Below are 24005 nucleotides of genomic sequence, written 5' to 3'. Positions count from 1 at the left end.
TGAACCTTGGCTCTATCGACCATACTATCGGCATGACAACGAAGAGCGAGGGGATATTTATCCATGCGATACCGCCTGCTGATCCTCATCATCCTGCTGTGCGCCGTCATGCTGCCCGTTTCCGCCGAAACGAACATCGGCCATCTCCATGTGCCGATCACTTCTGTCCAAAACGCCAAAGAGCTTGTCCAGCAAAGCGACTTCATCGTCATCGGCTGGATGGACAGCGCGCATAAATCATACCCGACGGGGCGCAGCATCCCCCAGGGCAAAATCGTCAATTACACCCAAACCTTGCACGTCAAAAAAGTGTTCAAGGGCGCATCGCCCCGCTTGCTGACCGTGCTCAGCATAGGCGTCGAGCCGCTCCCCGACACTTCCAGCTCGCTGAACCTCACGTACACGGGCCCGCTTGGCGAAGGAAACTACCTCGTGTTTTTGCGCAAGGTGAAAGGTTCGTCGCTGCACAGCCTCACCGGACTATGGCAAGGCGTGTACCCGCTGTACCAAGGCAAAACCATCGCCTTGCAAGGTGTCGGCTTTGCCGACTTCAATCAACTGTCGTTGGAAGAGATCGAGCAAAAGCTGAAAAGCCTGCAGCCGTAAGCAAAGTCGCCAAAAAACCACTCCCGTCGGGGAGCGGTTTTTTGGCGTGCACCTCAAGTCAGCTTCTCATGACGTAAATGAAAATCACCATAGAGACGGCACAAGCCAGCACACAGCCGACAAAGCCCAGGATGACCCATTTGTTGTTCGTTTTTTGATCGTGTTTGTCGCTCATGAAAACTTCCCCTCGTACAAGCATTCCTCTCTATTATAGGGGGGTTTTGCCTGAAAAGAAAACCGTAATTCCGTTCACAGCAAATTCACACATATAAGCTATGGATTATATGATGATTTGTTGGTAAAATAAGACTGTAGCAAAAGCTTTCTGTCATGGAAAAACACTTACAGGAGAGTTCACTATGACACGAATTGCCCTTTTTTTATGTTTGCTCACCCTCTTCACCTTCAGTTATGTTCTGACCGACGATTCTTCTCCCACTGCGCTTGAGGCGATCGAAAGCATGCGAGAAGAAATCGGCACCGTTTTTCATGAAGCAAGTACAGATAAAGGCACATTATTCTTCCTCGTTCGCGAGGATAGCCAGATAATTGACGCCGAATTTGCCAAGAAAACGATCCTTGGCTGGAAATGGGGAAATGGCGGCAGTCACACCATCCCCGCTGTTTCCGAAGTTCCGCTGCCTGATTCTGCCTTTTCCACGCAATACATTGCCAATGGAAAAGAAAACCCGTTCGACTCCCCGTTCCCGATGCTGTTTGGCGTCATTCTCGACCCGGAAGTTGACAGCCTGATGGTCGTAAGCGAAAAGACCGGAAAGGCGCTCCAGGCGGAAATTATCGACAACGAGCTGTTCCCCTTCCGTCTGTGGTACGCCCAGCTCCCGGTCAAACAGGGCGAGATGTTTTCCATCACGGCTTTCGGCAAGGACGGCGAAACTGTCGTCTCGGAAAAACAGATTTCGTAACCGCTCTCGCAGTGAAAGCACCAGCTCGCATCACCGTTGCATCGTCCCCTTTCTTCCCGTTTCCCACATGACAGGAAGCGAAGCGCTGATGAAATGGAACGTAGCAAATACGTTCAGGAAGCAAAAGAAAACGCCGCTCGTAACAGGCTCCCCTCCAAGCAGACATGGATCTGCCAGCCACGCCACCGTGGCTGGCCGCCTCTGCCCGGAGGGGGTTTTCTTTTCGTTACGCCGGTTGTTCCTCGATCAAGACGTTTTCAGCGACGATTTTCATTTCTGAAAAAGGGCATACCAATCTTTTGTGAAATATTTCAAAGCTGTACTCCCCTTTGTCTTCACACAAGCAGTTTTTTGACACCGCAGCCACACACTGAAGCTGCGTTTAATCTATAAAAACACTCGCTTTTTTTCTGTGCGCGACAACAGAATCCCCCTCTCCAGAATAGAAAAGGGGGATTACGGGCGTCCAGCATGTGACGATGCTGCCTTTTCCATACGTCATGTAATTCCCCGGGAGGTGGGCGCAAGCGAACACGATGGCGGCGACAGCGATGCCGAGCCAGTAGGAACTGCCGCCAAGCCCGAGCTTCTGGGCGAAAAACACGACAACGGTCATCACCCCGAGCCGCATGAGCACTTCCTCGCAAACCCCACCGTAAAAAGACGAGAGCAAACCGAGGAATCGTGATGAGATCGCTGCTTGTCCCCTTTTCGCGGTCATGTGCGGCTGAAACCAGCAGCGGTCCACGAAGTTGACCACGATCCCTGCCACAACCCCCGAGACGACGGAGACAACCCAAAAAGCCTGGAGCGAAAAAGGTAGCGCCACTCCTTGCGACGAGTGCTCTACCACCCACAGCCGCAGTCCGGTTGCAGGCAAAAGCCACAAACCTGCCGCAGTCGCCAGAGCGAGCAATACAGAGGTCTGAAGCATCATCACCGCAACCAGGACTGGGACTGGCGGGACTCTGCCAGTGGGATGGACTTCTGCTTGTAGCTGCACTTGCCTGCGAATCGTCCTGGACTGCACCGGGATGATGCAGAAAGCGCACAGCACGCTGACCGTCCAGATTAGCCAAAAGTGTTCCTCAGCGACGCCCCCTGCCTAGATTTCAGATCGCTCCAGGAAGTACCAGCCCATGAAGAAAAACACGATGTTGAGCGCAAAGACGCCCGCCAGCCCCGGCAACCCGGTGATCGCCGCTTCAGCCAGCGTCGAATTTTCCTGAATCATCATCATCGCGGCATTGGGCAATCCGCCCGGGGAGACCATGTCCAAAAATTTGCCGAGAAATTGCGGGACGGTGAAGACCACGATATTGAAGACCAGCGACGCTCCCCCCGCCCCGACGGCGTTGGCAAAAAAGCTGGAGGCGCAAAGGGTCGTGGTGACGACAAGCAACAGATTCGGTATGTACATGAACGTCCCGAGCCACACGTGCGCCCAATCGAGTTTGCCGAAAAGCAGCTCCGTGTAGTAAGCGGTTATCCCCATCCCGATCAGCATGCTTCCGATTGTCAACGTGTAATAGGTAATGGCTTTGGCGAGATAGTACTTGGCCCGGCTGACCGGCTTGACGAATACCATGGAGGCAACCCCTGACGCTTTTTCCCCGGCAATCGTGCCCATGACGACGAGAATCAGCACAAAAGTGCCGAGCGAGCTGAACTTGCTGATCGCCGTCGACAGCACTTCCGGAGCAGACGGGGTGGGAATATTGATGACCGTTCCCTTCGGCAGTCCGGTGGAATTGGCCAAAATATCCGGCAGCATCTTCATCGTAATCGGCTGTGTAATCATCAAGGCGATAAACACAATCGGAACGATGAGAATTTTGTACGTTTTCATCAGTTCCTGAAATTCTATTCGAATCATTGGGTAGGAAGTCATCCATTCACAACCTTTAGGAAAATATCCTGAAGTGTCAATGCTGACAGACGGTAGTACGCAAGCGTTCCGCCCGACTCCAGAAGAATGTGCGGCAAGCTTTCCTTGGCTTTTTCCATGTCACTGGCCATCACCTTGTACGTGCCCCCATCCTGGCTCCACTCCCTGACCCACGCAAGCCCGTCCAACACGTCGGTCAAATCAAGGTCCTCCTGATCGAGCTTGAACTCGATTAGCGGCTCCACGTGGTTGGCCCGCAACTCTTCCAGGCTGGACGACAAAAGCACGGTGCCGTCTTTGATGATGATGATGTGGTCGGCGATTCTCTCGATGTCATCGAGAATGTGGGTCGACATGAAGACGGTCATGTGCCGCTTCAGCTTTTCGATCAACAGCAAAACGTCGTGTCTGCCCATCGGGTCGAGGGCGGAGACTGGCTCGTCCAAAACGAGCAGCTTCGGGTTGTGGATGAGCGCCTGGGCAATTCCCAGACGCTGTTTCATCCCTCCGCTGTAGCCGGTGATCGGGCGGTTCCGCGCCTCGCTGATTCCGCACAGCTCCAACAGTTCATTGGTTCGCTCTTTCACCGTACGCTTGTCCAGCCCGTACAGTTTGCCTACCCAGTGCATCCACTCAGTCGCTGTCATGTAGTTGTAAAAGGCGGGAATTTGCGGGCAATAGCCGACTTCGCTGGTGACCTTGTTGCGCTCGGTTACGACATCGTAGCCGACCACTTTCACCTTGCCCGCTGTCGGGGCAGCCAAGCCTGTGAGGATGCGGATCGTCGTCGTTTTCCCGGCACCGTTTCCGCCGAAAAAACCGACGCAGCCGATGCTGTCGATGGTAAAAGATACATCCTTCAGCGCTTTATGGTCTTTGTATTCCTTTGTGAGACTTTCGCATTCGATTACGCGCAAACCATGTCAACCCTTTCTTCGTGTCTTGGGCTAGTCTTTTCTGCCTACGAAGAAATAACGATGGGACCCAGGGTGTTAATAAAGACGATACCGAGCGCCCACGGCCATTTTTTCCCGCCTGCGACTCTAGCTGGGTCGCGGCGAACGAGGTCGATCAAGGCGATAATCATCAGAAGCAATTGAATGGCAATAAGCGGGGCGAGAAGCTGCATATCCGGCATCGAGCGATACTTCCAATTTTTTCTAATTTTTTTAAAGTTTAGCTCACCACAACCTTGTAAGTTTACGGGAGACATTCCGTTATTTCCCAGTAAGTTGCAAAAACAAACCTGCTTCCCTTAGCTCAAAAAGCCGTGAAGCAGGATATCGCCGATCGCGTGGGCAATCATCGCGTACTCCAGCCCGCGCTTCCAGTAGAGGTAGCCAAACAAAATGCCTGCCACCCCGTTCAAGGCGATGGTCCGGACAAACAAGAGCGGAGTAATCTCTCCAAAATAGACGGACGCTGCCGGAAGATGGCCGAGCCCGAACAAAAAGGCTGCGCCGAAAATTCCGATCCAGTACATCCACGGCTTTGGAGAGGACTGACGCCCGAACAGCTTGCTCAAAATCCAGACCACGAGTGTCATCATGAACAGCCGTACCATGACTTCCTCGTACACTCCGCCCTGAATGGCGGTCAGGACGCCTGCCCAGACCGGCGCATTCAACTCTTGCGCCTTTTCCGCGAGTATCGGCATGAGCGGTTGAAAAATCAGCCGTTCCAGCAAATAGATCATCAGCGTTCCGAGCAGCCCGAAGATGACCGCCTGCACGATTCCTTGTCGGTTAAACGATGCACCGCCCGTTTTATACAACCATTTCCGCAAGATCGGAGCATCCAGCCCGACCTTGCCCGCCAAAGTCAAGCCCGCCCACGAAAGCAGAAACGCCGTGATGCTGCCCTGCAAGACGAACAAGGCGATCACAGCAGGCAACGGAAGCGGCACCATAGCTACCGCATCCCCTATCATGGTTAGCAAGTAAGGCGTGGCCGCGACAAACCCGATCGCACTCAGCCCCGACAAAAATAACGCTATTTTCAAGTTCTTCATTTTATTCCCTCCTTTTGGCATAGTAGTAACTGCTCCCCATCGTGACAAGAATCGTTGCCACGATCAGAAACAACAGCACGATAAAGTGAAGCGGTGCTGGCAAAAATGAGGTGAGGACGATGAGCAGCCCGCCGATAAAAAATACACGGGACCCCAGTTGGTGGGTCTTTTTCCAGACCTCTTCGCTAGCCAGCGTCCACGGCGTGCGAATCCCGATCATATAGTTATGGCGAAAACGCGGCATAAAATTGCCCATCGTGATGAACAAAACCCCGAGAATGAGCGTCGCTGCGGTCGCCATGTTCACCATATATCCGTAACCATATCCGATGATAAGGCCGTGGATGACGAGGAGCGCAACCATCAGCGTATGCATGATCGCGTCCTTGCTGCTCGCAAACTTTTGGTAGCTCTGCTCGCGATAGCGGGAAGCCAGAAATAGTACCACCATCATGATCGGAACAAAAGCTACGCCCACGAGCTTGGGCGCAAAACCGTCCGGCTCGCCGTTTATTCCCCAGTGAACGGCCATGGTGTCAGGCATGGAGGGATAACAAATCACCGCCATCACGACGCTGGCAAGGAAACACAAAATAGTCAAGCGGGATATTTTCATTTCATGACTCCTCTTTCGAATGGAATTGAATAAACCATTTCAACAGGTCCTGAAAAACGGTCGTATTTAACGAGTAGTAAATGTTTTGCCCTTTTCGCTCATCGAAAACCATTTCCGCCTGCTTTAACAGATTGAGGTGATGCGAGATGCTCGGTTTTGTCATTTGAAAATGCTCGGCAATTTCCCCGGCCGTCCTGTCTTTTTCCCGCAGCAGATCAAGAATTTTTCGCCTTGTGGGATCAGACAGCGCCTTAAAGGCATGATTCATGGACATAGTGATCGATCCTACTTTCAGAATATCTTTATTAGATATTTAGAAATTTATCAAAATAACTAACTCAAAGATACCATGTAAAAACCTTCCAGTCAACTCACCTATTGCCCTTATGCAAAACCCCCCGATAGCCTCGCCCTGCGGAAACGAGAAATCGTTCCGGGCTGTTTGGCTAACGGGGGTTGCTATTTGCTTCTGCGCTTGTGCTTATTTCACCAGATCGCGCATGATGTCTTCCACTTTCACATCGGTCGTAATCAGCTTCTCTTGTTTCATCCAGTCGATCAACGTTTGCCACGACTCGGCTGTCATGGAGCCAAACGGCTTGTCGCCCGCATCCATCAACGGAATCAGGATGTCCAGACTTTTTGTTTCGATGTCTTTTTCCAGCGGGAACTCAGCGGCTTGCTTGGCGAGCAGCAAGTCGAGCGCCTTTTCCTTGTTGTTTTTCACGTAGTCTTGGCCTTTGGCAATCGCGCGCAGGAAGCCTTCGACCGCCTGATGCTTTTTGCCAAGCGTCTCGTCGCTGGTCGCGAGCACAAGCTCGTAGTAATCCGGCACGCCAGAATCAGACGGCTTGATGACGTGAACCGGGATGCCGTTTTTCTCCAGAATGAGCTGTTCGTGGTTGATATAGCCGCCTACTACCGCGTCTACTTTTTTCGCAGTCAAGGCCGGAACGATGTCAAAGCCGATGTCGGTAAAGGACAGGCCGGAGTCGTCTGCGCCCGCATGCTTCACCACCTGGCGAACGATCGATTCGTCGAGCGGAATGGACGGGTAGCCGATATTTTTGCCTGCCAGCTTTTGCGGGCTGTCGATGTCGCCGTCTTTGCGCGTCATGATGACGTTGAGCGGATGGCGCACGAGTGCCGCGACAGCCACGACCGGAATCCCTTCGGCGCGCGCCTGGACGAGCTGCGGCTGGTAGCTGATAGCCAGGTCGACTTTGCCTGCCGCCGCCATTTTCAGCGGATCGTTGCTGTCCGATGGCATTTGCAGGTTGACCTTGAGGTTTTCTTCCTTGAAAAAGCCTTGCTCCTCTGCGGCGTACAGGAAAGAGTGCACCGCATTCGGATACCAGTCGAGCGCGATCGTCAGCTCGGCAGGCTCCGCCGCTTTTTCAGCCGGAGCTGGTGTCTGCGGCGCGGTCGTGCCAGCGCCAGACTGATTGCCGCACGCAGCAAGTCCGGTAGCCAGCGTCAGGGCCAGGATGGCTTTTGTCCATTTATTACTCATCGGTTTCATAGTTTGATCTCCCTACTTTTCTTACTTGGATGTTGGGTGTTTCGCTTTTGTGTGCGGGGACAGATGGCGCTCGATCCGCCCGACGAGCCAGAAAAGCAGCATGCCGAGGACGGAGAGCAGCAGGACCGAGGCAAACAGCGCAGGCGCCTGAAAATTGCCCGATGCCCGTCTGCCGAAGTAGCCAAGTCCCTCGCTCGCGCCGAGCCATTCCCCGATCGTTGCACCCGCGACACTGTATGTCGCAGCCACCTTCAAGCCGCTGAAAAAATGCGGCAAGCTCGACGGCAGTTGCAGCTTCGCGAACATTTGCCAGCGGGTAGCGCCCATCGTTTTCAATAGCTGCAGCATTTCTTTGTCGGTAGAGCGCAGTCCGTCATACGTATTGACGACAATCGGGAAAAAGGTAAACAGGATCGTCACCGCGATTTTTCCGGACAAATCGTATCCGAACCACAAAATAAAAACAGGGGATAATGCTATAATTGGAATCGTTTGGGATATGACGATATACGGATAGACCAGTCGCTCGACGACTCGGCTCATATTCATCGCAAAAGCGAGCAAAACGCCAAACACGATCGAGACAGACAGGCCGAGCAGCACTTCCTTCAAGGTCGCCCACAAATGCAGCCCGAGAAGCGAGCCACGCAGCTCCCACAGCGCCAGCACGACTGCGCTCGGCGGCGGCAAGATGAACGGCGGCACAGCCAGCAGGCGGCAAACAGCCTCCCAGGCGACGAAAAACAGCGCGATGGAAATGCCGAACCAGATCCCTCTGCCCATCACGCTTCCCTCCCCAGCGATTGCAACCTGGACTGCTCTGTGCGCAGCAAGGCCCAGATTTGTTCGCGCAAGGCCAGAAAGCCGGGCTGATTCCGGCTGCCCACTGCTCGCGGCCGCGGAATCGACACGTGCAGCTCCACAGGCTGGCGAATCGGCTTGCCCAGCAGGACGATCACGCGGTCAGCAAGCAAGATCGCCTCGTCGATGTCGTGCGTAATCATCAGCATCGTACTGCCTGTCTCTTGCCATTTTTCCATCAGCCATTCCTGCATGTCGAGCCGCGTAATGCCATCGAGCGCGCTGAACGGCTCGTCGAGCAGCATCAGGTCTGTCCCGGACAAGAGCGCCCGCAAAAAAGAGACGCGCTGCCGCATGCCGCCGGAAAGCTGGGCAGGATAGGCGTCTGCCCACTCGTGCAGTCCGTACCGGGGCAGCTCTTGCCGGACGCGCGCATGCGCTTCCTTTTTCGGCACGCCTTTGATCTCCAGCGGCAAGGCGGCATTTTCCACAATCGTGCGCCACGGCATGAGCAGATCGCGCTGGGGCATGTAGCCTACCTGCCCCAGCCGCTGTTCCATCCGTTCCTCGCCCAGCCGGATTTCTCCCTGTTCGGGCTGCAAAAGTCCCGCGATAAGCTGAAACAACGTGCTTTTTCCGATCCCGCTTGGCCCGATCATGCTGACGAACTCGCCTTTTTTCACTCGCAGATCAAAGTCTTCGAGAATCGGCGTGCCTGTGTAGGAAAAGCGGACGTTGGAGAAAGCTAGTTGATCGCGCACGGCCACATTTCCTCTCTATAGGCCATATCCCAGAACATGTACTCCATTTTGGAGGTGTTGACGAAATACTCTTCCAGTCTCGCCAGCTCCTGCTCGTTTTTCCCGTCTGCCAGCTCGTTCATGATGTCGATCAGCCAGATCGCAAGCTGTCCGAACTCGTCCGAGCTGTACATCCGCACCCACTCGCCGTACAGCTCGTGGTCCAGCGCCCCTTCTACCTGCGCCAGCCGCTTGCCGATCTCCCAGTAGCTCCACGTGCACGGTAAAAGCGCGCTGACCAGCTCTGCCAGCGAGCCTTGGTGCGCGACTCGCAGCATGTAGCTGGTGTAGCCCAGCATGACAAAGGACGGCTCGGTCGCTTCCAGCTCCTCGCGGGAAATGCCGAAGCGCGCCGCATACTGGCGGTGCAGCTCCATCTCCATGTTGAGCGTCGATTCCTGCAGGGCGGCGAACCGGGCGCTCGTCTCCAGATCGTAGGCCTTCACGCTGGCGAGCGCGAACATTTTGGCGTAATCGATCAGATAGATGTAGTCTTGCTTCATGTAAAATTTGAACGACTCTACAGGCAACGTGCCGTCACCAAGGCCGGTTACAAATGGATGCTGGTGAACGCGCTCCCAGATCGGGGCGACGCTGCGTAACAAACGGTCTGTAAAGGTTGCCATGCTTTTTTTCACTCCTTCGCTTCCTTTGGCGTGTTGCACCAGTTCGCGATAAAACGGGCCATAATCTGGGCAAACCGGACAAGCTGGTCAGGATCAATCGACTCATCGACGGCATGGGCGTGCTTCAGCTCGCCCGGGCCGAACAGTACGGCGGGAATGCCTGCGTGCGCGAACCAGCCCGCATCTGTGACGGTAGGAGACATGTTCACCACAGGGGCCTCGCCCAGCTCGCTCTCATAGGCGGCTTGCAACTGCGCCAAAGCCGGATGCTCCGTGTCCAGCTCCAGGGACGGGAAAATTTCTCCGCGCTCCTCAATCATGGAGCGACCGCCCCAGCGAAACACAGGGGGATGGTCGCGCAGCCACAAATCGGCCGCCGCTGCGCGTCCGACATGGTCCTCGATCTCGCGAATGATCTGTTCGTATGATTCGTTCGGATAAAAGTGAACCGTAATCCAGAGCGCGCAGCGATCCGCAATAAACGCAGCATGGCGTCCTCCCTCGATCACGGCAGGGTTGATCGTATTGCTGCCAGCCGCAAAGCCGGGGTACGCCTTCATCACAGCCCAGTCGCGTTCCAGCTCCTGCAGCGCCGTAATGATTTTCGCCATTTTTTCAATCGCAGACGCGCCGCGCACGCCGCCTCCGGCATGGATCGTTTTCGCCCGCATCCCGTCGTGCAAGGTCGTCGGACTCTCAATCGTGATCCAGCCGGTAATCACGCCGCCCTGCCCTTGCATGTGCAGGTTGCTCGTGTCGACGACGACGGCGTAGTCCGCCTGGTAGCCGCGTTCGAGCGCCACCAGCGTCCCGGCTTCGCCCGCTTCCTCGCCGATTACCGATTGGAACAGCAAATCGCCTGCCAGCTCGACGCCGTGCTCGCGCAGCATCTGGATGGCGAACAGGCTCGCAGCCAGTCCACCTTTCATGTCTGCTACACCGCGTCCGTACAGCCGCCCGTCTGCGCCGCACGTCAAGGAAAACGGCGGATACGTCCAACTCGCATCGTCGCCGACTTCCGCGACGTCGATGTGCCCGTTGATAATCAGGCTGTTCGCCTGGGCGGAAGCGCTGCCCGGCAGTCGGCCGACGACGTTGTCATCGCCGGGGTAGACAGTCCAGCGGTCGACCTCAAAGCCGATGGCCGCGAGCCGATGGGCGAGTACCGTTTGCGCCGCGTCGCTGTTTCGCGCTGGCGGACTTACAGTCGGATGGGAAACGAGCTCTGCCAGGAGGGCAAACAACTCTTCTTTGCGCCTGGAAATCGATTCTACCGCTTCTGTCAGTCGGTCCACGCTACTCAATCATCCCTTCTGTCGGGCTGCTCGCCGACGCGTAGCGCTTTTTCGCGATCCGTCCTGCGAGGAAGCCTTTGCGCCCCGCTTCCACGCCGAGCTTCATCGCTTCGGCCATCAGCACCGGATTGTCCGCGAGCGCGACTGCCGTATTCAGCAGCACGCCGTCAGCGCCCAGCTCCATCGCTTTCGCGCAATCGGCTGGCGAACCGATGCCCGCGTCCACGATAATCGGCACTTTGGCGTCCTCGATGATGAAGCGGAGGTTGTTTTCGTTCACGATGCCTTGTCCGGAGCCAATCGGGGACGCGCCCGGCATGACGGCATGCACGCCCACTTCCTGCAAACGCTTGGCGAGAATCGGATCGTCGTTGGTGTAGGTCAGCACGATGAAGCCTTCTTCGACCAGTATTTTCGACGCTTCCAGCGTGCCGATCGGGTCAGGCAGCAGCGTTTTCGGGTCGCCGATGACCTCCACCTTAATCATATCGCACAAGCCGGATGCTTTCGCCAGACGGGCGATACGCACCGCTTCCTCTGCCGTATAGGCTCCCGCTGTGTTCGGCAGCAGGGTGAATTTTTTCAGGTCGAGCTGTTCCAAAAAGTTCGGCTCTTGCGGATTTTCCAAATTGAGCCGGCGAATCGCAAACGTCAAAATTTCTGCTTCCGACACCTCGACTGCTTTTCCTTGCGTTTCCAAATCTGCGAATTTTCCGGTCCCGAGCAAGAGGCGGGAGCGAAACTCGTAAGGGCCAATTTTCCATGTATCCATGCTGGTCATCCTCCTCCGACAAAATGAACGATTTCGATGCGGTCTCCGTCTGCAATCGGCGTTTGTTCATACTGGGAGCGGTCGATGATCTTTCCGTTGCGCTCCACGACGACAATCTTCTCTTGCAGGGAATACGAAGCGAGCAAGGCGCGGACTGTGTTGATCTCAGCCGACAGCTCTGCTGTTTTTCCGTTCAGCACAACAACCATTGTATTCCTCCTTCTTGATGGCACCTGTCGAGGGACGAAAAAACGGCCTCCCTCGCTTGCCGGAAGTCACCCCAGTCAAACGGTGGAAGCCGTATATGTATCCCATCGGACAGATGGAAGAAAAAAACCATCCGCCGTGGGATGGTTGAGTTGATCTCATCATCTGGTAGCAGCATTCCGGCAAATACGCCGCAACTGCCGCACCGTGAAATCGATTCATATACCTCTTCCTCCGCTGGCATGACCCAGGTCAGGTTCAACGGTCAGTAACACGCTCGTTACAATCTCAGCCGACGATGCTCGGCCCCCGTTTGGTAGTAAACCTATGAAATTGTCGTACGTTCGAGTATTACAGTACCATTCTATTTCGTGTTTGTAAAGGTTTCCTTGTACATCGCTTCCAGTTCAACCAGGCAGCGCTCGGACCAGGCCGCCATTTTTTTCAGCTTCTCCATTTCCCGCTCCATCGCTTTGCGCACGGACTCCTTGTAGTCCGGCACTTCGCCGTTGTAGCGGATGACGGATGCGGCCGGGGTCATGAATTTTTCCTGGTAGGAGAGCGCTGGGCGCTGGTGGAACAGCGGCACATCCACCTCGTAGGACGTATGCAGGTCGCCCTGCTGCGGGTATTTCGTCACCGCCAGCACCTTGACCAACAGCTTCGTATCGTGAATTTCCAGCACTTCCGCGATATATTCTCCTGTCCGCTGCGTCACGCGAACTTTATCGCCGGGGTTCCAAAACATCGTCGTTTCCTCCTCGCATCATCCATCATGGTAGGGGCCAGGCGTGAACGGCCTTGCCCACAGCTAGTCCGTCAGGCCAGCGACTGGGCAAGCAGCTTGCGGGCGTGCGCCAACACTTCGTCCGCAGCAGGCGCTGGTTGACCGCCGCCCTGCGCCATCGCCGGATTGCCGCCGCCTTTTCCGGCAATCAACGGCAGCGTCTCCTTGATAAGCTGGTTGACGGCGACGTTCACGTCCTGCCCCCGCGCAAACACAAGCTGGGTCTTCTCGTCAGTCGCTGCGGCCAGCAAGCATACGACGTCCGGCGCCTCCGCGACTGCGAGCTGGGCGAACTGCTGCAGTTGCTGGATCGTTTTGTCCGGGAAAACTTGCGCGATGACACGCACAGTTCCCACTTGCTCTGCCACGCCAAGCTGCTTTCGGACTTCGCCTTCCAGCAGTTGCTTTTCGGCGTCGGCGAGCCTTGCTTTCAAGCTGTCCCGTTCGGCCAGTACGCGCTCTGCCTGCGCGATCAGCTCCGCCTCGCTGGTCGCAAACCGCTTCGCCAGCTCGCGCACAGCCGCCTGCTTGCGCGTGTAATCCCGCAAAGCCCGCAAGCCGCAGATGAACTCCAGCCGGATGTTTCCGCGATGGCGCTCCCAGCCGAGAATTTTAATCATGCCCACTTCGCCCGTGCGCGCAGGATGTGTGCCGCCGCACGGATTGTAGTCGTACTCGGGGATGATGACGACGCGGACATTTTCCGTGACCGTCGGCTGTTTTTTCAGCGGCAACGTAGCCAGCTCCTCGTCGTCGACAAACCGGGCGATGATCGGATGGTTTTCCAGCACGACCTGGTTGGCCCGCTGCTCGACTGCTTCCCACAAATCCGCTGTCAGCTCATCCAGGCGCACGTCGATCGTCACGCGTTCTTTTCCCAAATGAAACGCGACCGTCTCCGCCCGCGCGACTTCCAGAAACGCGGCGGACAAAATGTGCTGTCCGGCATGCTGCTGCATGTGATCGAAGCGGCGGTCCCAATCGATCTGCCCGACCACTTCCGCGCAGTCCTCCGGCAGCGGAGCTTCCAGCCGATGACGCACCTCGCCCGCTACTTCTTCCACGTCGATGACCCGACATTCTCTGAGCGTGCCCACATCCCCGGGCTGTCCGCCTCCCGTCGGGTAAAACGCCGTCTGGCTCAGCACAGCGTACGGCGTTCCATCCTCTTCCGTGCCCTGCCGCAGTACGCGCGCCGAAAACGTTGTCGCATACGCATCTTGATAATAGATTCTGTCTTCCATCTTTGCTCCTTGCCGCCGGAGCGGAAAGCCATTTGCGCTTTTTCCATTCCGGCCATTTTCTCCCGCCAAGGGTGATATTATACTAATAAAATAGAGATCGTGGAGGGATGATCCGTGAACAAAAAAATCTTTACGCTTCAGGAAGCGAACGACTTGTTGCCCTATGTACGTGAAGAACTCTCGTTTTTGCAAAAATCGAAGCGCTCTTTCTACGAAATGTATCAAAAGCGCGAGCAAATCAAAAAGCAGCAGCCCGTTGACGAAGAGGCGCTCTTTTCGGTGGAATGCCAGCTTGAGTTTCTCGAACTGGAAGCGAAGATGCACGTCACCCAACTGATCGGCAAAGGCATCCAGGTGAAGGACATCGACATCGGCCTGTTCGACTTTCCCGCGATCATCGACGGCGAAGAAGTGCTCCTGTGCTGGCGCGAGGGCGAGGAATCCATCACCCACTACCACGGGTTGCGCGAGGGCTTCATGGGCCGCAAGCCGATCCGGTGACGGCTTTTTTAGCCAAACAGCCGATCCATCTGCTGTTCGCGCACGAGGCGCTCTTCCGGGCTTGCCAGATCGTATTTTTTCAACAGGTGAAACAGCTCGTTCAAACGCTCCTGGCTAAGCTCTCCTTCCAGCATGCGCTGGAACTGTCCTACCCGCTCTTCGGACAAAAACGGCGCTTGCTCGGCCAACTTCTTTTGCACATCCTCTTTGCTGTGATCCAGCTTGCATTCTCCCATACTTTCTCTCCTTTTCTACGTATTCTTTTTCCATCATACCACGATTGCTGCCAATCGAAAACGTGACCGGGCCAACACTTGCAGCGGCCCGGCGTTGCTGAAAAAGCACGCGCGAAACAGCGAGAGGCTCGTTTTGTCGGACAGCCTGGCTGTTTTGTACCCGCCTCTGGCGACGAACCGCTATCTGTTCTGCAACGAGTCGTCGTCCATTGCCGGGAACTGCGCCAGCCAGCAGACAAAAGGAGCGTGCGCCCTCCTGACTGGCTGACAGGCACACGGCGAAAAAAGTACCAGCCGGAAAACGAAAAAGGCGTACAAGCCGAAAGTGGATTGCACGCCTTCTCGCTACGCCCGTTTGCGGACGCGGAAGTTGCTTTCGATCAACAGCCAGTTTTGCGGAAACGGCAAACCGAGCTTCCAGTAGCTGACTCCGCGTATGCCCAGTTGCTTCACCAGATCGAACTTGGCTTGAATCGAGCGGGCGTCCTCAAACCATACTTCATGCCGCCTGCCGTCGTCTGCCGTATAGTGGAAAAACGGCGCCTGCGCCCGGTAATCGTAGCGAATCACGGCGTTTTCCCGCGCCGCCAAGGCAATCGCCGCTTGCGGACTCAACGCTCTCGCCGTCGTCCCCTGCTCATAAGGCAGCGTCCAGTCGTAGCCGTACAAGTTTTGGCCCATCAAAATTTTTTCGGCCGGCATTTCGGTCAGCGCGTATTGGAGGACGCGACGCACAGGCCCGATCGGTGACACGGCCATCGGCGGCCCCCCGCTGTAGCCCCACTCATACGTCATGATGACGACAAAGTCGGCAATTTCGCCAATCGCCCGGTAATCGTGGGCGCTGTACCATCTGCCTTGCTGCTCGGCGCTCGTCTTCGGTGCCAAAGCGACGGAAATCATCATCCCCTGAGCGTGCGCCCGGTCGCGAGCCCTGCGCAAAAAGCGGATGTACGCCTCGCGATCCGCAGCCGGGAGCGCCTCCATATCGAAATGGATGTCCCCCATCCCAAGCTCTCTCGCCGTTTGAAAAATGTTGTCGAGCACCTTGTTTTGCAGCTCCTGGTCGTTCAGGATAAGCCCGCCCAGCTCGGTGCTGAACTGGTCGCTTTCCAGGTTGGTGACGACGAGCATCAGCACGACCTGGTTTTCTTTTGCAATGGCAGGAAAATCGTTCAATGGCGGCCGGGCCAGCGTCCCGTCCCGCCTGATCCGAAAGCTGAACGGCGCCAGGTACGTCAAATGCGGTGCCGCCGTGCGCACGTCCGCTTCCAGTGCTGCCGACACCGTCCTGCGCGGCTCCGCATACGCGTTGAAATCCGCCGCCCGACGTGGACGGGGCGGGATGTACAAGCGTTGCCCGATTTGCAACGGGCGGTACTGCGATATGTTATTGACGCGGGCCAGCTCGGCTGCGCTGATCTGGTAGCGCTGCCCGATCGTGTACAAGGTGTCTCCCTGCCTGACCCAGTAGTAGCTCCCGACAATCGGAATCACCATCGCCTGTCCCGCGACGAGCCTGCCCGGATCGGGTAGCTCGTTTGCCTCCGCGATCTCCTCAGCCGTCGTCCCATACGCTGCTGCTATTCCGGACAGCGTCTGTCCTTCTTCCACGACATGGATTTGCATGCGCCTCCCCCTTCGCAATATGTCTCTCTTTCTTTTATTCAGGACGAAGGAGATAGGTGTTTGTCTAGACGAGTGTTTTCAGCACGTCGTACAAATAACCGACGGAGCGCAGCGCATAATGCCTGCCTGTGACCTGTTCCCCGCGAAACAGGAACAGGGCCGGGACGCTCGTGATTTGCAGCCGCTCTGCAAGGGCTGCGGCCGTGTTGATGTTGAGCTGGTACAACGGAAGCGGCCCCGGGAGCGCTTCCCTGGTGACGTGCAGCATCCGCTCCGCCAGCTTGCAGGTGCCGCACATGGGAGTGTAGATGAACAAGGCGAAGGGCTTGTTTTGTTGGCAAAGGCGGTTGAGCGTGGTGGTGTCGATTTCTTGCATCTGGCGCCTTCCCTTCCTTTTTCTTGATTCTTTATGCTAGGCATGTCGGGAATGCCTTGTCAATGGGCGGAGGGAAAAGGAAAAGAACGGAAATGAACGCACAGCCAACTATCTCAATTGATACGTTTCCCGTTACCTGCAAAGGCTTCATCACCGTGTGTTTGATATTCATACTCCCATCGGCTACGCGTCGTAGGAGGAAGGCCTGAAGCTTTCGCAACAGGGGAGACTTTCATTCCTTCATGCATGATTTGCAACACGGCAGTTATCTTTAAGGCGTTGTCATACTTTTACGCATAGAAAAATAACCTCTTTACACAAAGTTATCCTTCGTCTTAACTCCGTGTAAAGAGGATTGATGAAAGTCCAATATTGGTCTTACCTTCGTGTCAAGTAAATTTGGGAAAGTCGATACATCACATGCTTCTCCACTCATTAATCGGGTATCTCTCCAAACCAATACGAACATAAACTCTGATTCACTTACGTAATTCTCTCGGTTTAGTGTATTTAATCTATTGACAGAGGTCCATTTATCATTCCTCATAAATATTCATAACTTCACCCTCTCCCCACATTCTGACATATACAGTATACTTTTTTTGTTCTTGTTTATCATTGATACCTGTAACATACAATCGCTGTCCATATCTATAAGAAGGTATATCTGCTCCAAGTTGTTCGATAGGAACATTGTATTTCTTGCTTATGTACTCAATAGCATGTTTGTTTGCTGCTATTCTACCATTGATCGTTCCGAAGAATTCAGAGCATCCACTAACAAGAACTGCTAGGATCAAAAGAACCCCAACGATTTTTATAATTCGTTTCAGCATATTCTATATCTCCTTACGTCTAGAGTAAGTCTCTTACTTACCCTAGACGTACTATTAACTAATTAATATCTATTGATACCATAGTAACAATATCCTCATGAGTTACATAATCGATATAAGCAACACCGCCTACACTATCATGGATATACATTATTTCATCGCCATCACCTTCAATATATCCTACTCCTGTTGTCCAATGGTAATCATAAACATATTCATCCCCCCAACTATCGTCAAACACAAACCAATCATCGAATTTAATTGCTAGAGGTCTATCTGCTCTAATTTCCGATTTATAGGTAGTGAAATTATTGAAACTATTTGTTTTAACAGAATACTTACCTCCATGTTCATTAGTGTGAATTTTTATAGCATCTCTTAGTTTGCCAGTAGTCATCCCTAAAACTGTCCCTCCATGTGTATCCCACATGTGGTTAATCATATCCGCTTCCGAGTAATAATCAAGTCCGCGTATTTTACTTTTGCTTTCTTCAGATCTCCAGTATTCAGCTATTGTTGCGAGGGTAGTCGGCCCACAAGAACTAGCTGGATAGTCCACACCGCTCCCCCATTGATTCATTATTTCAACACCTTTGATATAATCCTCTTTTACTGCTGCGGTTGAAACAGCTGATGTATCTTTACGAGATGTGGTTTTACTATCAGAGATAAACAACTCCCATTTATCTATTGATTTTGAGTTTTTCTTAATGCGCAATTCTCTTTTATCTAACTGATTACTTTTGCTTACGCTTTTCTGCATCAAAGAGCTTTTTTCAATGCATCATTAATTCTATCTACAACATTTGTATCACTTTCAGCTTTATAGAGAGTCACATTACCAGCGTAATAATATTTACCATCATCGTCTATGATCTTAATATCAGGTTCGCCACTTCCGGCTGAGAAAAGCGGTGAGTAGTCAGTATTGGATGATAGTAACATAAAGAAGCTCTCTTCCCCATTCTCAAACTGATAATAGTAACCTAACTCGTTATCATCAAGGTCATAAAATGGAATCACATTGGTTTTGTCTTCAAACTCTACAGTAGTCTTCAATCTCTTCAAATATTCTTTTGCTACTTGATCTACAACTTCTTCTGTCACTTCGTTGCTCTTTGCTTGTGCGACAAATGTTGCTTGTACTAAGATGAGCGATAATGCAAAAAAATAATGAGATTAGTTTCTTAAACACCAAATTACCTCCTTATGTATTTTATTACACATTATACCATTTCGTATCAACATTTGCACTCAGAATCGTCTATAATGTTTTGTCGATTCCGACCATTTTTAATGTGCATCAGGAATAACCTTGTAATTAGACATTGTGTAATACGATCCAATACATTAACACGATCTTCAATCTATCTTCCCCAATTTCGTTCAAACTATTTACTAAGAATTCAAACTGTAACGCGGTGTTTGCCATGCTAACGGTCACCAAGTGAAGCAGAAGCCCTTTTCTTATGAGAGCAGCTATCCGTTATCGACCGATGATGCGGTGGAGTAAGCAATCCTCTTTTTCCCGCATTCACAAAAAAATACAGCTATCTGCAAGCAAGCGACAAAAAATGCCGATGCTCCTCTACAGGAAGCATCGACTTTTTGCAAATGTAGAAAACCCTACCGCCCAATACTCACCCAACCTGCTTCTCTGTCGTCGTGCAGACCGCGGACGAATTCCAGCTTCCTTTGTCCTGTGCCTTTGCTACTTCGTACATCTGCGATACCGTGCCTCCGACGAGTACGGGCACGTGCTGTTCGTGGGCTGCTGCTGCATAGAGCTGCAAGTCTTTTGGGCATGTGGTCGGCGCAAAAGGTCGCGTTTTGGTAAGTACCGTACAAAATTTTTGAATGACCGATGCCAGCATGTACGGATCGACGCCGGTGTTGCGCCGCCCATTTCCGCCTGAATTTTGCCGCCGCGCGCCTCGACTGTTTGCCCAAAGCCAGTCAGTCCAGCTTACGACGATCACGTAAACGAAATACCCTTGATGAAAGGTGCCCTCCCGTTATTCCGTATAAGAATCCGCTCTGGGCAAAAAAGAGCCAGATCCCGCGCGGGTCTGGCTCTTCTCCTTCTGTCAATCACAATCAGCTAACTATGTCGCACACGTCCAAGCGCAGATTACTTGCGCAAGCTGCGGCGCAAAATTTTGCCCGTGCTGTTTTTCGGCAGCTCCGGTACGATTTCGACCAGGCGCGGCACTTTGTACTTCGCCAATTTGTCCTGGCAAAACGCGACGATGTCTTCCTGGGACACCGCTACTTCTTTGAGCGCGACAAAAGCTTTGACTGCTTCGCCGTGCACTTCGTCCGGCACGCCGATCACCGCCGCCTCGATAATCGCCGGGTGCTGGTAGAGCACTTCCTCCACCTCGCGCGGGTAGACGTTGTAGCCGTCGACGAGAATCATGTCTTTTTTGCGGTCTACGATGTACACATACCCTTCCTCGTCCATCCGCGCCATATCGCCCGTGTACAGCCAGCCGTTTCGAAGCGTAGCGGCCGTATCTTCCGGCAGTCCCAAATAGCCGAGCATGACATTCGGGCCTTGCACCACCAGCTCGCCGACTTCGCCGCGCGGCAACTCGTTGCCCTCCGGATCGACGACCTTGTTCACGACATGGGGGATGTTCACTCCGACCGAGCCAGGCTTTCTCGTCCCGCGCAACGGGTTGAAGGCAGTGGCCGGAGCCGCCTCGGACAGCCCGTAGCCTTCCAGGATCATTACCTCGTACTTGGCTTCGAACTTGTGCAAGAGCTCGACTGGCATGGATGCGCCGCCCGAGCAGCAGAGACGGACGGAAGCGAAATCTTCCTTCGTCGCATTCGGCAGTTGGAGCATGTAGTTGTACATCGTCGGAACGCCCGCAAAGCAGGTCGCTTTTTGCTCGCGGATCGTATTGACCACTTCTACCGGATGGAAGCGTGGAATGATGATAATGGATGCGCCGTAGCGAATCGGACCGTTGAGGCAAACCGTCATGCAAAAGACGTGGAACATCGGCAGCACCGCTACCACCCGATCTTCGGGGAGCAGCTCGAACAAAATCCCCATCGCTTCTGCATTGGAAGCCATGTTGCGGTGAGAGAGCATCGCGCCCTTCGGCTGCCCGGTCGTGCCGGACGTGTACAAAATCACAGCGAGATCGTCTTCGTGTCGCTCTAGCTCGACAAAGCTGCCGTCCCCCGCTTGTGCGACCTGCTCCAGCGTCAGCTCGTCGCCTGTCGCCTCCGTGTAGATGAGATGTGTCACATGCTCCAGTTGTTCCTTCAAGGGGGTAAGGACAGGTTCGAGCGCGGCGAGGGCGATCACGGCTTTAGCCTGGCTGTTGGCGAGGATAAAGCTGATCTCCCGCGGCGTGTAGATCGGATTCATCGGGACGACGGCAGCACCTGTCCGCAAAATCGCGTAGTAAGCGCTTACAAACTGTGGCCGATTGTCCATGATGAGCGCAACAGCGTCTCCTTTTCCGATCCCGAGCTTGGCCAAGCCGGAGGCCAGCTCATCCACCTGCTGGTTCAATTCTCGGTACGTGGTCGTCTCCCCCGAAAATATGTAGGCGGGATGGTCCGGGAAATTTTGTGCGCTTTGCCGCAAGTTTTCATTCAAATGATACATCACATCTACCCCCTTTTCAGAAAATTTTAACACCTGAAACGAGCCGGATAAAGCATTTCTTTTAGGAAACCGTAGGGATTTCTGCGAGCAACGGCGTCTTTTTTTCTTCCCGTTTGGCAAAGAGCAGAAAGAGGACGCCGCAGCCGACAAACAAGAGCGCATTCACGATCATCGCATGGCTGAAGCCGACGCCGACATTCCCTGCTGCCTGCACAATCGAGCCCGTGACGAGCGGAGAAATTATCCCGGCCAGCGTGACGAGACTGGACAGCACGCCTACAAGCAAGCCCGTGCGTTCTGGCAGCATGCTGCTGACGATGACAGAGGCGGCCGTGCCCACGGAAAAAGCAAACCCTTTTCCCAGGCAGAGCGCGATTAGCACAAGCGGCGTCGACTGGACGAAGGTGACCGCATAAAAGCACACGCCACCCAAAATGATCGAGACTCCCCCTACCAGCACGTACGATTTTCGGTAGCTGCGATGCTTTTTATAGAGGCGATCCCCTGTCCAGGAAATCAGGATGGTCATCAGCCCTGCCAAAAGCCCCATCCCGGCAATCGAGTAGGCCATTTGCTGATTCGTTAAATGGATGACTTGCACCAGGTAGACAGGCTCCCATACAGAGGCAAACGTCGTGCCCCAAATTTGCGCGAAATAAATGAGAAAGCAGAGCAAAAACGTCGCCGAGAGCAGGACGCCGGAGATGTCTGTCCACCTGGCTTTGGGCAAAGCTGCCGCAGGCTTTGCCGCCTCGACGCTGATCGGCAGTCTGTCCTTGCCGACCCACAGCCAGATCAAAAGCCAAATCAGGCTGAGAGCGCCCATGAACGCCCAGGCAAACCGCCAGCCGTTGCTGTCAATGAGCGAAACCAGCAGCGGAGCCGAGGCCACAGCGCCCACAAAAGCGCCGAAGTTGACGGTCGAATAGACGAGCCCGCGCTTTTCTTCGGGAAACCATTTGTTCAGGTGGCTGACCACCGTCGCCCAAAACGGGCCTTCGCCGATGCCAAGCAGCACCCTCGCGACCACGAGCATCGGCAATCCGGCGATCGCATAAGCGCCAAACTGGATGACCGTCCAGGACAAAGCCATGATGGCGAGCATCTTTTTCGTCCCGATCCGGTCCGAGAGCGCCGCCCCCAGGATTCCGGCGATCGAGAAAAACCAGAAGAAGCTGCTTCCGACCAGCCCCCACTCTTTTTGCGACAGGGAAAACTCTGCCATAATCGGTACCGCAGAATAGCCCGCAATCGTTTTGTCCGCATAGTTAATCATGTACAGCACGAACAGCATGACCATGGTGATTCTCGCCATCATGTGAATCACTCCATTCAAGTATGGGATGGAAAGCAGATTCGGCGCAGCCAGCTCAGCCTTTTTGCAGCCGCACCCGCCCGATGCCGTTGTCCATTTCGATAACCGTGCCGTACGGTTCGCAAAGCGCCCGCAGTCCGAGCAAAATCTCCGGGTTCGCGCTCAGTCTCGGCCAGCCCATCCGATAGACAGGCTGCTCGAAGCCAAGTTCAATCGGGTGCAGCTCCAGCTCGACCAGCTCGCCATTTTGCATGCTCCACAGCGGAATGACCGACTGCCACACCTCTTTGTGCACGCACAAGCCGCGCGTGTAGTTCGCGCTCATCGCCTCCAGCGCGTCTGCGACGTTGTGCGTATGGTCCAGCCCGTAATGTTCGTAAAAATCGGCCGGCTGCGTCGTCACCAACTCGGTCTGGAAGACGAAATCGCCCAGGCTGTAAAAGATCGGCCTGTTTTTGTAAATTTCGATGCCGCGCAGCAGATGCGGACCGTGCCCAACCACGGCATGCGCCCCGGCGTCGATACACGCTTTGGCGAAAACAGGCAAAAAGTCTGCGGGCACCTCTTTGGCATCGCCTTTCATCTCATGCGCGTGAATGCTGACCACGACGTAGTCGGCGCGCCGCTTCGCCTCCCCGATCCGCTGCACGATCCGGGCCAGATCGCGCGGATGCGGCTGAGTCGTCGTCCCCTCCTCTTCTCCCGCCATAAAGCGGGCGTTTCCGAACAAAAAAACGTCTTTGCCCGGATCGTTCATGAAGCCTTCCTCGATCAATAGCTTGTTGAAGGCGTTGATGTCTGTCACAGCGGCAATCTCTTGCAGCCTGGCGAGCTTTTCCGGCTGCAAATAATGCGTCATGACGTAGCGCAGCGGATTGATTCCGGGGCGGCCGATGCTGTCTGGACGCTGTTCGCCCGCCGCCCACCACGGATGGAACGTCGATGTCGCCGCGATCAAGGCCACTCTCGCCGACTCGCATTCGAGATAGCGGGGAGCGGACGCCTCCGCGAGATTTTTGCCAGCGCCGGCATGGACGAAGCCGTATTCATTCAGGTGGCGCTCCGTCGCTTCCAGCCCGCCGTACAAATAGTCGAGCGTGTGATTGTTCGCCCAGCCGATCATGTTAAAGCCATAGTCCTTCAATACCTGCAACGAAGCTGGCGGCGACATCGCCCAGGTGCCGCCGCTTTGCGCGCTCGGATAGCCTTCGTTGTCGTGCACGGTCGACTCCAGATTGGCGATGCGCACATCGGCACGATGCAGCAAACGGGCTACTTCCTGAAAAGCGTGATCGCGATAAGGCAAGTCGCGTGTGAGAAAGCTGTCGCCTGTAGCGGCGAACCAAACGGGCAAAGACATGGCTGCATCCTCCCTTACTTTTT

General features: G+C 54.4%; 31 protein-coding genes and 1 riboswitch. Of the genes, 4 read left to right on the top strand and 27 right to left on the bottom strand.

Features of this window, described 5'->3' with window-relative positions:
- Positions 1-63: 63 nt before the first annotated feature.
- Together M655_RS13360 and M655_RS13355 are read left to right on the top strand one after the other, a co-directional pair.
- Positions 64-606: a hypothetical protein gene (locus M655_RS13360; protein WP_026557244.1), complete on the top strand. Its 543-nt coding sequence runs from the start codon at positions 64-66 to the stop codon at positions 604-606.
- A 359-nt stretch (positions 607-965) separates the two neighbouring features.
- Positions 966-1532 carry a hypothetical protein gene (locus M655_RS13355; RefSeq protein ID WP_005828728.1) on the top strand — a complete coding sequence of 189 codons (567 nt, stop codon included), beginning with the start codon at positions 966-968 and terminating at the stop codon, positions 1530-1532.
- A 382-nt stretch (positions 1533-1914) separates the two neighbouring features.
- Here M655_RS13355 and M655_RS13350 read toward each other — a convergent pair whose 3' ends face one another.
- From M655_RS13350 to M655_RS13275, 16 genes are all read right to left on the bottom strand, one after another.
- Positions 1915-2589: a CPBP family glutamic-type intramembrane protease gene (locus M655_RS13350; RefSeq protein WP_286086016.1), complete on the bottom strand. Its 675-nt coding sequence runs from the start codon at positions 2587-2589 to the stop codon at positions 1915-1917.
- Positions 2590-2637: 48 nt separating this feature from the next.
- Positions 2638-3408: an ABC transporter permease gene (locus M655_RS13345; protein WP_286086015.1), complete on the bottom strand. Its 771-nt coding sequence runs from the start codon at positions 3406-3408 to the stop codon at positions 2638-2640.
- Between the two features lie 11 nt (positions 3409-3419).
- Entirely contained in the window at positions 3420-4337 is a 918-nt protein-coding gene (locus M655_RS13340; RefSeq protein ID WP_026557248.1) for an ABC transporter ATP-binding protein, read from the bottom strand.
- Positions 4338-4381: 44 nt separating this feature from the next.
- Positions 4382-4558 carry a PLDc N-terminal domain-containing protein gene (locus M655_RS13335; protein WP_005828734.1) on the bottom strand — a complete coding sequence of 59 codons (177 nt, stop codon included), beginning with the start codon at positions 4556-4558 and terminating at the stop codon, positions 4382-4384.
- 117 nt (positions 4559-4675) lie between these two features.
- On the bottom strand, positions 4676-5431 hold the full coding sequence (locus M655_RS13330; protein WP_005828736.1) for a CPBP family intramembrane glutamic endopeptidase: 756 nt from the start codon (positions 5429-5431) through the stop codon (positions 4676-4678).
- 1 nt (position 5432) lies between these two features.
- Entirely contained in the window at positions 5433-6047 is a 615-nt protein-coding gene (locus M655_RS13325) for an SdpI family protein (protein ID WP_005828738.1), read from the bottom strand.
- Between the two features lies 1 nt (position 6048).
- Positions 6049-6321: an autorepressor SdpR family transcription factor gene (locus tag M655_RS13320; protein WP_007782051.1), complete on the bottom strand. Its 273-nt coding sequence runs from the start codon at positions 6319-6321 to the stop codon at positions 6049-6051.
- A gap of 207 nt (positions 6322-6528) precedes the next feature.
- Positions 6529-7569 carry an ABC transporter substrate-binding protein gene (locus M655_RS13315; RefSeq protein WP_026557249.1) on the bottom strand — a complete coding sequence of 347 codons (1041 nt, stop codon included), beginning with the start codon at positions 7567-7569 and terminating at the stop codon, positions 6529-6531.
- 21 nt (positions 7570-7590) lie between these two features.
- On the bottom strand, positions 7591-8352 hold the full coding sequence (locus tag M655_RS13310) for an ABC transporter permease (protein ID WP_005828744.1): 762 nt from the start codon (positions 8350-8352) through the stop codon (positions 7591-7593).
- A complete protein-coding gene (locus tag M655_RS13305; RefSeq protein WP_005828746.1) occupies positions 8352-9131 on the bottom strand; it encodes an ABC transporter ATP-binding protein in 780 nt (259 codons plus the stop codon). Before M655_RS13305 ends, M655_RS13310 begins: the two co-directional genes overlap by 1 nt.
- The gene (tenA, locus tag M655_RS13300; protein ID WP_007782039.1) at positions 9116-9796 is read right to left on the bottom strand and encodes a thiaminase II; all 681 of its coding nucleotides are present in this window, start codon (positions 9794-9796) and stop codon (positions 9116-9118) included. The genes M655_RS13305 and tenA overlap by 16 nt, the downstream gene beginning before the upstream one ends.
- 8 nt (positions 9797-9804) lie before the next feature.
- Positions 9805-11100 carry an acetylornithine deacetylase gene (locus tag M655_RS13295; RefSeq protein WP_035422720.1) on the bottom strand — a complete coding sequence of 432 codons (1296 nt, stop codon included), beginning with the start codon at positions 11098-11100 and terminating at the stop codon, positions 9805-9807.
- On the bottom strand, positions 11093-11863 hold the full coding sequence (locus M655_RS13290; protein ID WP_005828751.1) for a thiazole synthase: 771 nt from the start codon (positions 11861-11863) through the stop codon (positions 11093-11095). Before M655_RS13290 ends, M655_RS13295 begins: the two co-directional genes overlap by 8 nt.
- 5 nt (positions 11864-11868) lie before the next feature.
- Positions 11869-12072, bottom strand: a complete 204-nt coding sequence (gene thiS / locus M655_RS13285; protein WP_025847789.1) for a sulfur carrier protein ThiS — start codon at positions 12070-12072, stop codon at positions 11869-11871.
- Between the two features lie 210 nt (positions 12073-12282).
- A riboswitch (TPP riboswitch) is annotated at positions 12283-12393 on the bottom strand.
- 41 nt (positions 12394-12434) lie between these two features.
- Complete coding sequence (gene kapB / locus M655_RS13280) at positions 12435-12818, bottom strand: kinase-associated lipoprotein KapB (RefSeq protein WP_005828754.1); 384 nt, start codon at positions 12816-12818, stop codon at positions 12435-12437.
- A 71-nt stretch (positions 12819-12889) separates the two neighbouring features.
- Complete coding sequence (locus tag M655_RS13275; protein ID WP_025847784.1) at positions 12890-14101, bottom strand: serine-tRNA(Ala) deacylase AlaX; 1212 nt, start codon at positions 14099-14101, stop codon at positions 12890-12892.
- Positions 14102-14215: 114 nt separating this feature from the next.
- Between M655_RS13275 and M655_RS13270 the strand changes: the two genes are divergently transcribed.
- Positions 14216-14602, top strand: coding sequence for a DUF2203 domain-containing protein (locus M655_RS13270; protein ID WP_005828758.1), 387 nt, complete (start codon positions 14216-14218; stop codon positions 14600-14602).
- An 8-nt stretch (positions 14603-14610) separates the two neighbouring features.
- Here M655_RS13270 and M655_RS13265 read toward each other — a convergent pair whose 3' ends face one another.
- Positions 14611-14838, bottom strand: coding sequence for a hypothetical protein (locus M655_RS13265; RefSeq protein WP_007782024.1), 228 nt, complete (start codon positions 14836-14838; stop codon positions 14611-14613).
- 94 nt (positions 14839-14932) lie between these two features.
- Here M655_RS13265 and M655_RS13260 point away from each other — a divergent pair, with 94 nt between their 5' ends.
- Positions 14933-15106: a hypothetical protein gene (locus M655_RS13260; protein WP_155808648.1), complete on the top strand. Its 174-nt coding sequence runs from the start codon at positions 14933-14935 to the stop codon at positions 15104-15106.
- 77 nt (positions 15107-15183) lie between these two features.
- On the opposite strand, the gene M655_RS13255 is transcribed toward M655_RS13260, so the two are convergent.
- From M655_RS13255 to M655_RS13215, 10 genes are all read right to left on the bottom strand, one after another.
- Complete coding sequence (locus M655_RS13255) at positions 15184-16467, bottom strand: glycoside hydrolase family 18 protein (protein ID WP_005828761.1); 1284 nt, start codon at positions 16465-16467, stop codon at positions 15184-15186.
- Positions 16468-16531: 64 nt separating this feature from the next.
- Positions 16532-16843 (bottom strand): thioredoxin family protein, encoded by a 312-nt coding sequence (locus M655_RS13250; RefSeq protein ID WP_025847777.1) that lies wholly within the window; start codon positions 16841-16843, stop codon positions 16532-16534.
- A gap of 113 nt (positions 16844-16956) precedes the next feature.
- Entirely contained in the window at positions 16957-17079 is a 123-nt protein-coding gene (locus tag M655_RS28080) for a hypothetical protein (RefSeq protein ID WP_353505639.1), read from the bottom strand.
- Positions 17080-17379: 300 nt separating this feature from the next.
- Entirely contained in the window at positions 17380-17679 is a 300-nt protein-coding gene (locus tag M655_RS13245) for a hypothetical protein (RefSeq protein WP_005828764.1), read from the bottom strand.
- Between the two features lie 58 nt (positions 17680-17737).
- Positions 17738-18442, bottom strand: a complete 705-nt coding sequence (locus M655_RS13240; protein ID WP_238503774.1) for a C39 family peptidase — start codon at positions 18440-18442, stop codon at positions 17738-17740.
- Positions 18442-18786 carry a hypothetical protein gene (locus M655_RS13235; protein ID WP_238503773.1) on the bottom strand — a complete coding sequence of 115 codons (345 nt, stop codon included), beginning with the start codon at positions 18784-18786 and terminating at the stop codon, positions 18442-18444. The genes M655_RS13240 and M655_RS13235 overlap by 1 nt, the downstream gene beginning before the upstream one ends.
- A gap of 533 nt (positions 18787-19319) precedes the next feature.
- Positions 19320-19658, bottom strand: coding sequence for a hypothetical protein (locus tag M655_RS13230; RefSeq protein WP_025847773.1), 339 nt, complete (start codon positions 19656-19658; stop codon positions 19320-19322).
- 152 nt (positions 19659-19810) lie between these two features.
- A complete protein-coding gene (locus M655_RS13225) occupies positions 19811-21307 on the bottom strand; it encodes a long-chain-fatty-acid--CoA ligase (protein ID WP_005834887.1) in 1497 nt (498 codons plus the stop codon).
- A 61-nt stretch (positions 21308-21368) separates the two neighbouring features.
- On the bottom strand, positions 21369-22625 hold the full coding sequence (locus M655_RS13220; RefSeq protein ID WP_026557251.1) for an MFS transporter: 1257 nt from the start codon (positions 22623-22625) through the stop codon (positions 21369-21371).
- Positions 22626-22677: 52 nt separating this feature from the next.
- Positions 22678-23982, bottom strand: a complete 1305-nt coding sequence (locus M655_RS13215) for a CapA family protein (RefSeq protein WP_026557252.1) — start codon at positions 23980-23982, stop codon at positions 22678-22680.
- Positions 23983-24005 lie beyond the last annotated feature (23 nt).

This window comes from Brevibacillus sp. NSP2.1 (assembly GCF_000470975.2).
GTDB lineage: Bacteria > Bacillota > Bacilli > Brevibacillales > Brevibacillaceae > Brevibacillus > Brevibacillus agri.
Note: the sequence above shows the minus strand (reverse complement) of the source record. Positions and strands in the feature narration are given on the sequence as shown.

Excerpts from the sequence above, each read along its gene's own strand:
- M655_RS13360 (WP_026557244.1), top strand. The coding sequence starts at position 64 with ATGCGATACCGCCTGCTGATCCTCATCATCCTGCTGTGCGCCGTCATG.
- M655_RS13355 (WP_005828728.1), top strand. The coding sequence starts at position 966 with ATGACACGAATTGCCCTTTTTTTATGTTTGCTCACCCTCTTCACCTTC.
- M655_RS13345 (WP_286086015.1), bottom strand. The coding sequence starts at position 3,408 with ATGATTCGAATAGAATTTCAGGAACTGATGAAAACGTACAAAATTCTC.
- M655_RS13335 (WP_005828734.1), bottom strand. The coding sequence starts at position 4,558 with ATGCCGGATATGCAGCTTCTCGCCCCGCTTATTGCCATTCAATTGCTT.
- M655_RS13330 (WP_005828736.1), bottom strand. The coding sequence starts at position 5,431 with ATGAAGAACTTGAAAATAGCGTTATTTTTGTCGGGGCTGAGTGCGATC.
- M655_RS13325 (WP_005828738.1), bottom strand. The coding sequence starts at position 6,047 with ATGAAAATATCCCGCTTGACTATTTTGTGTTTCCTTGCCAGCGTCGTG.
- M655_RS13320 (WP_007782051.1), bottom strand. The coding sequence starts at position 6,321 with ATGTCCATGAATCATGCCTTTAAGGCGCTGTCTGATCCCACAAGGCGA.
- M655_RS13315 (WP_026557249.1), bottom strand. The coding sequence starts at position 7,569 with ATGAAACCGATGAGTAATAAATGGACAAAAGCCATCCTGGCCCTGACG.
- M655_RS13310 (WP_005828744.1), bottom strand. The coding sequence starts at position 8,352 with ATGGGCAGAGGGATCTGGTTCGGCATTTCCATCGCGCTGTTTTTCGTC.
- tenA (WP_007782039.1), bottom strand. The coding sequence starts at position 9,796 with ATGGCAACCTTTACAGACCGTTTGTTACGCAGCGTCGCCCCGATCTGG.
- M655_RS13290 (WP_005828751.1), bottom strand. The coding sequence starts at position 11,863 with ATGGATACATGGAAAATTGGCCCTTACGAGTTTCGCTCCCGCCTCTTG.
- thiS (WP_025847789.1), bottom strand. The coding sequence starts at position 12,072 with ATGGTTGTTGTGCTGAACGGAAAAACAGCAGAGCTGTCGGCTGAGATC.
- kapB (WP_005828754.1), bottom strand. The coding sequence starts at position 12,818 with ATGTTTTGGAACCCCGGCGATAAAGTTCGCGTGACGCAGCGGACAGGA.
- M655_RS13275 (WP_025847784.1), bottom strand. The coding sequence starts at position 14,101 with ATGGAAGACAGAATCTATTATCAAGATGCGTATGCGACAACGTTTTCG.
- M655_RS13265 (WP_007782024.1), bottom strand. The coding sequence starts at position 14,838 with ATGGGAGAATGCAAGCTGGATCACAGCAAAGAGGATGTGCAAAAGAAG.
- M655_RS13255 (WP_005828761.1), bottom strand. The coding sequence starts at position 16,467 with ATGCAAATCCATGTCGTGGAAGAAGGACAGACGCTGTCCGGAATAGCA.
- M655_RS13250 (WP_025847777.1), bottom strand. The coding sequence starts at position 16,843 with ATGCAAGAAATCGACACCACCACGCTCAACCGCCTTTGCCAACAAAAC.
- M655_RS28080 (WP_353505639.1), bottom strand. The coding sequence starts at position 17,079 with ATGAAAGTCTCCCCTGTTGCGAAAGCTTCAGGCCTTCCTCCTACGACG.
- M655_RS13245 (WP_005828764.1), bottom strand. The coding sequence starts at position 17,679 with ATGCTGAAACGAATTATAAAAATCGTTGGGGTTCTTTTGATCCTAGCA.
- M655_RS13240 (WP_238503774.1), bottom strand. The coding sequence starts at position 18,442 with ATGCAGAAAAGCGTAAGCAAAAGTAATCAGTTAGATAAAAGAGAATTG.
- M655_RS13225 (WP_005834887.1), bottom strand. The coding sequence starts at position 21,307 with ATGTATCATTTGAATGAAAACTTGCGGCAAAGCGCACAAAATTTCCCG.
- M655_RS13220 (WP_026557251.1), bottom strand. The coding sequence starts at position 22,625 with ATGATGGCGAGAATCACCATGGTCATGCTGTTCGTGCTGTACATGATT.
- M655_RS13215 (WP_026557252.1), bottom strand. The coding sequence starts at position 23,982 with ATGTCTTTGCCCGTTTGGTTCGCCGCTACAGGCGACAGCTTTCTCACA.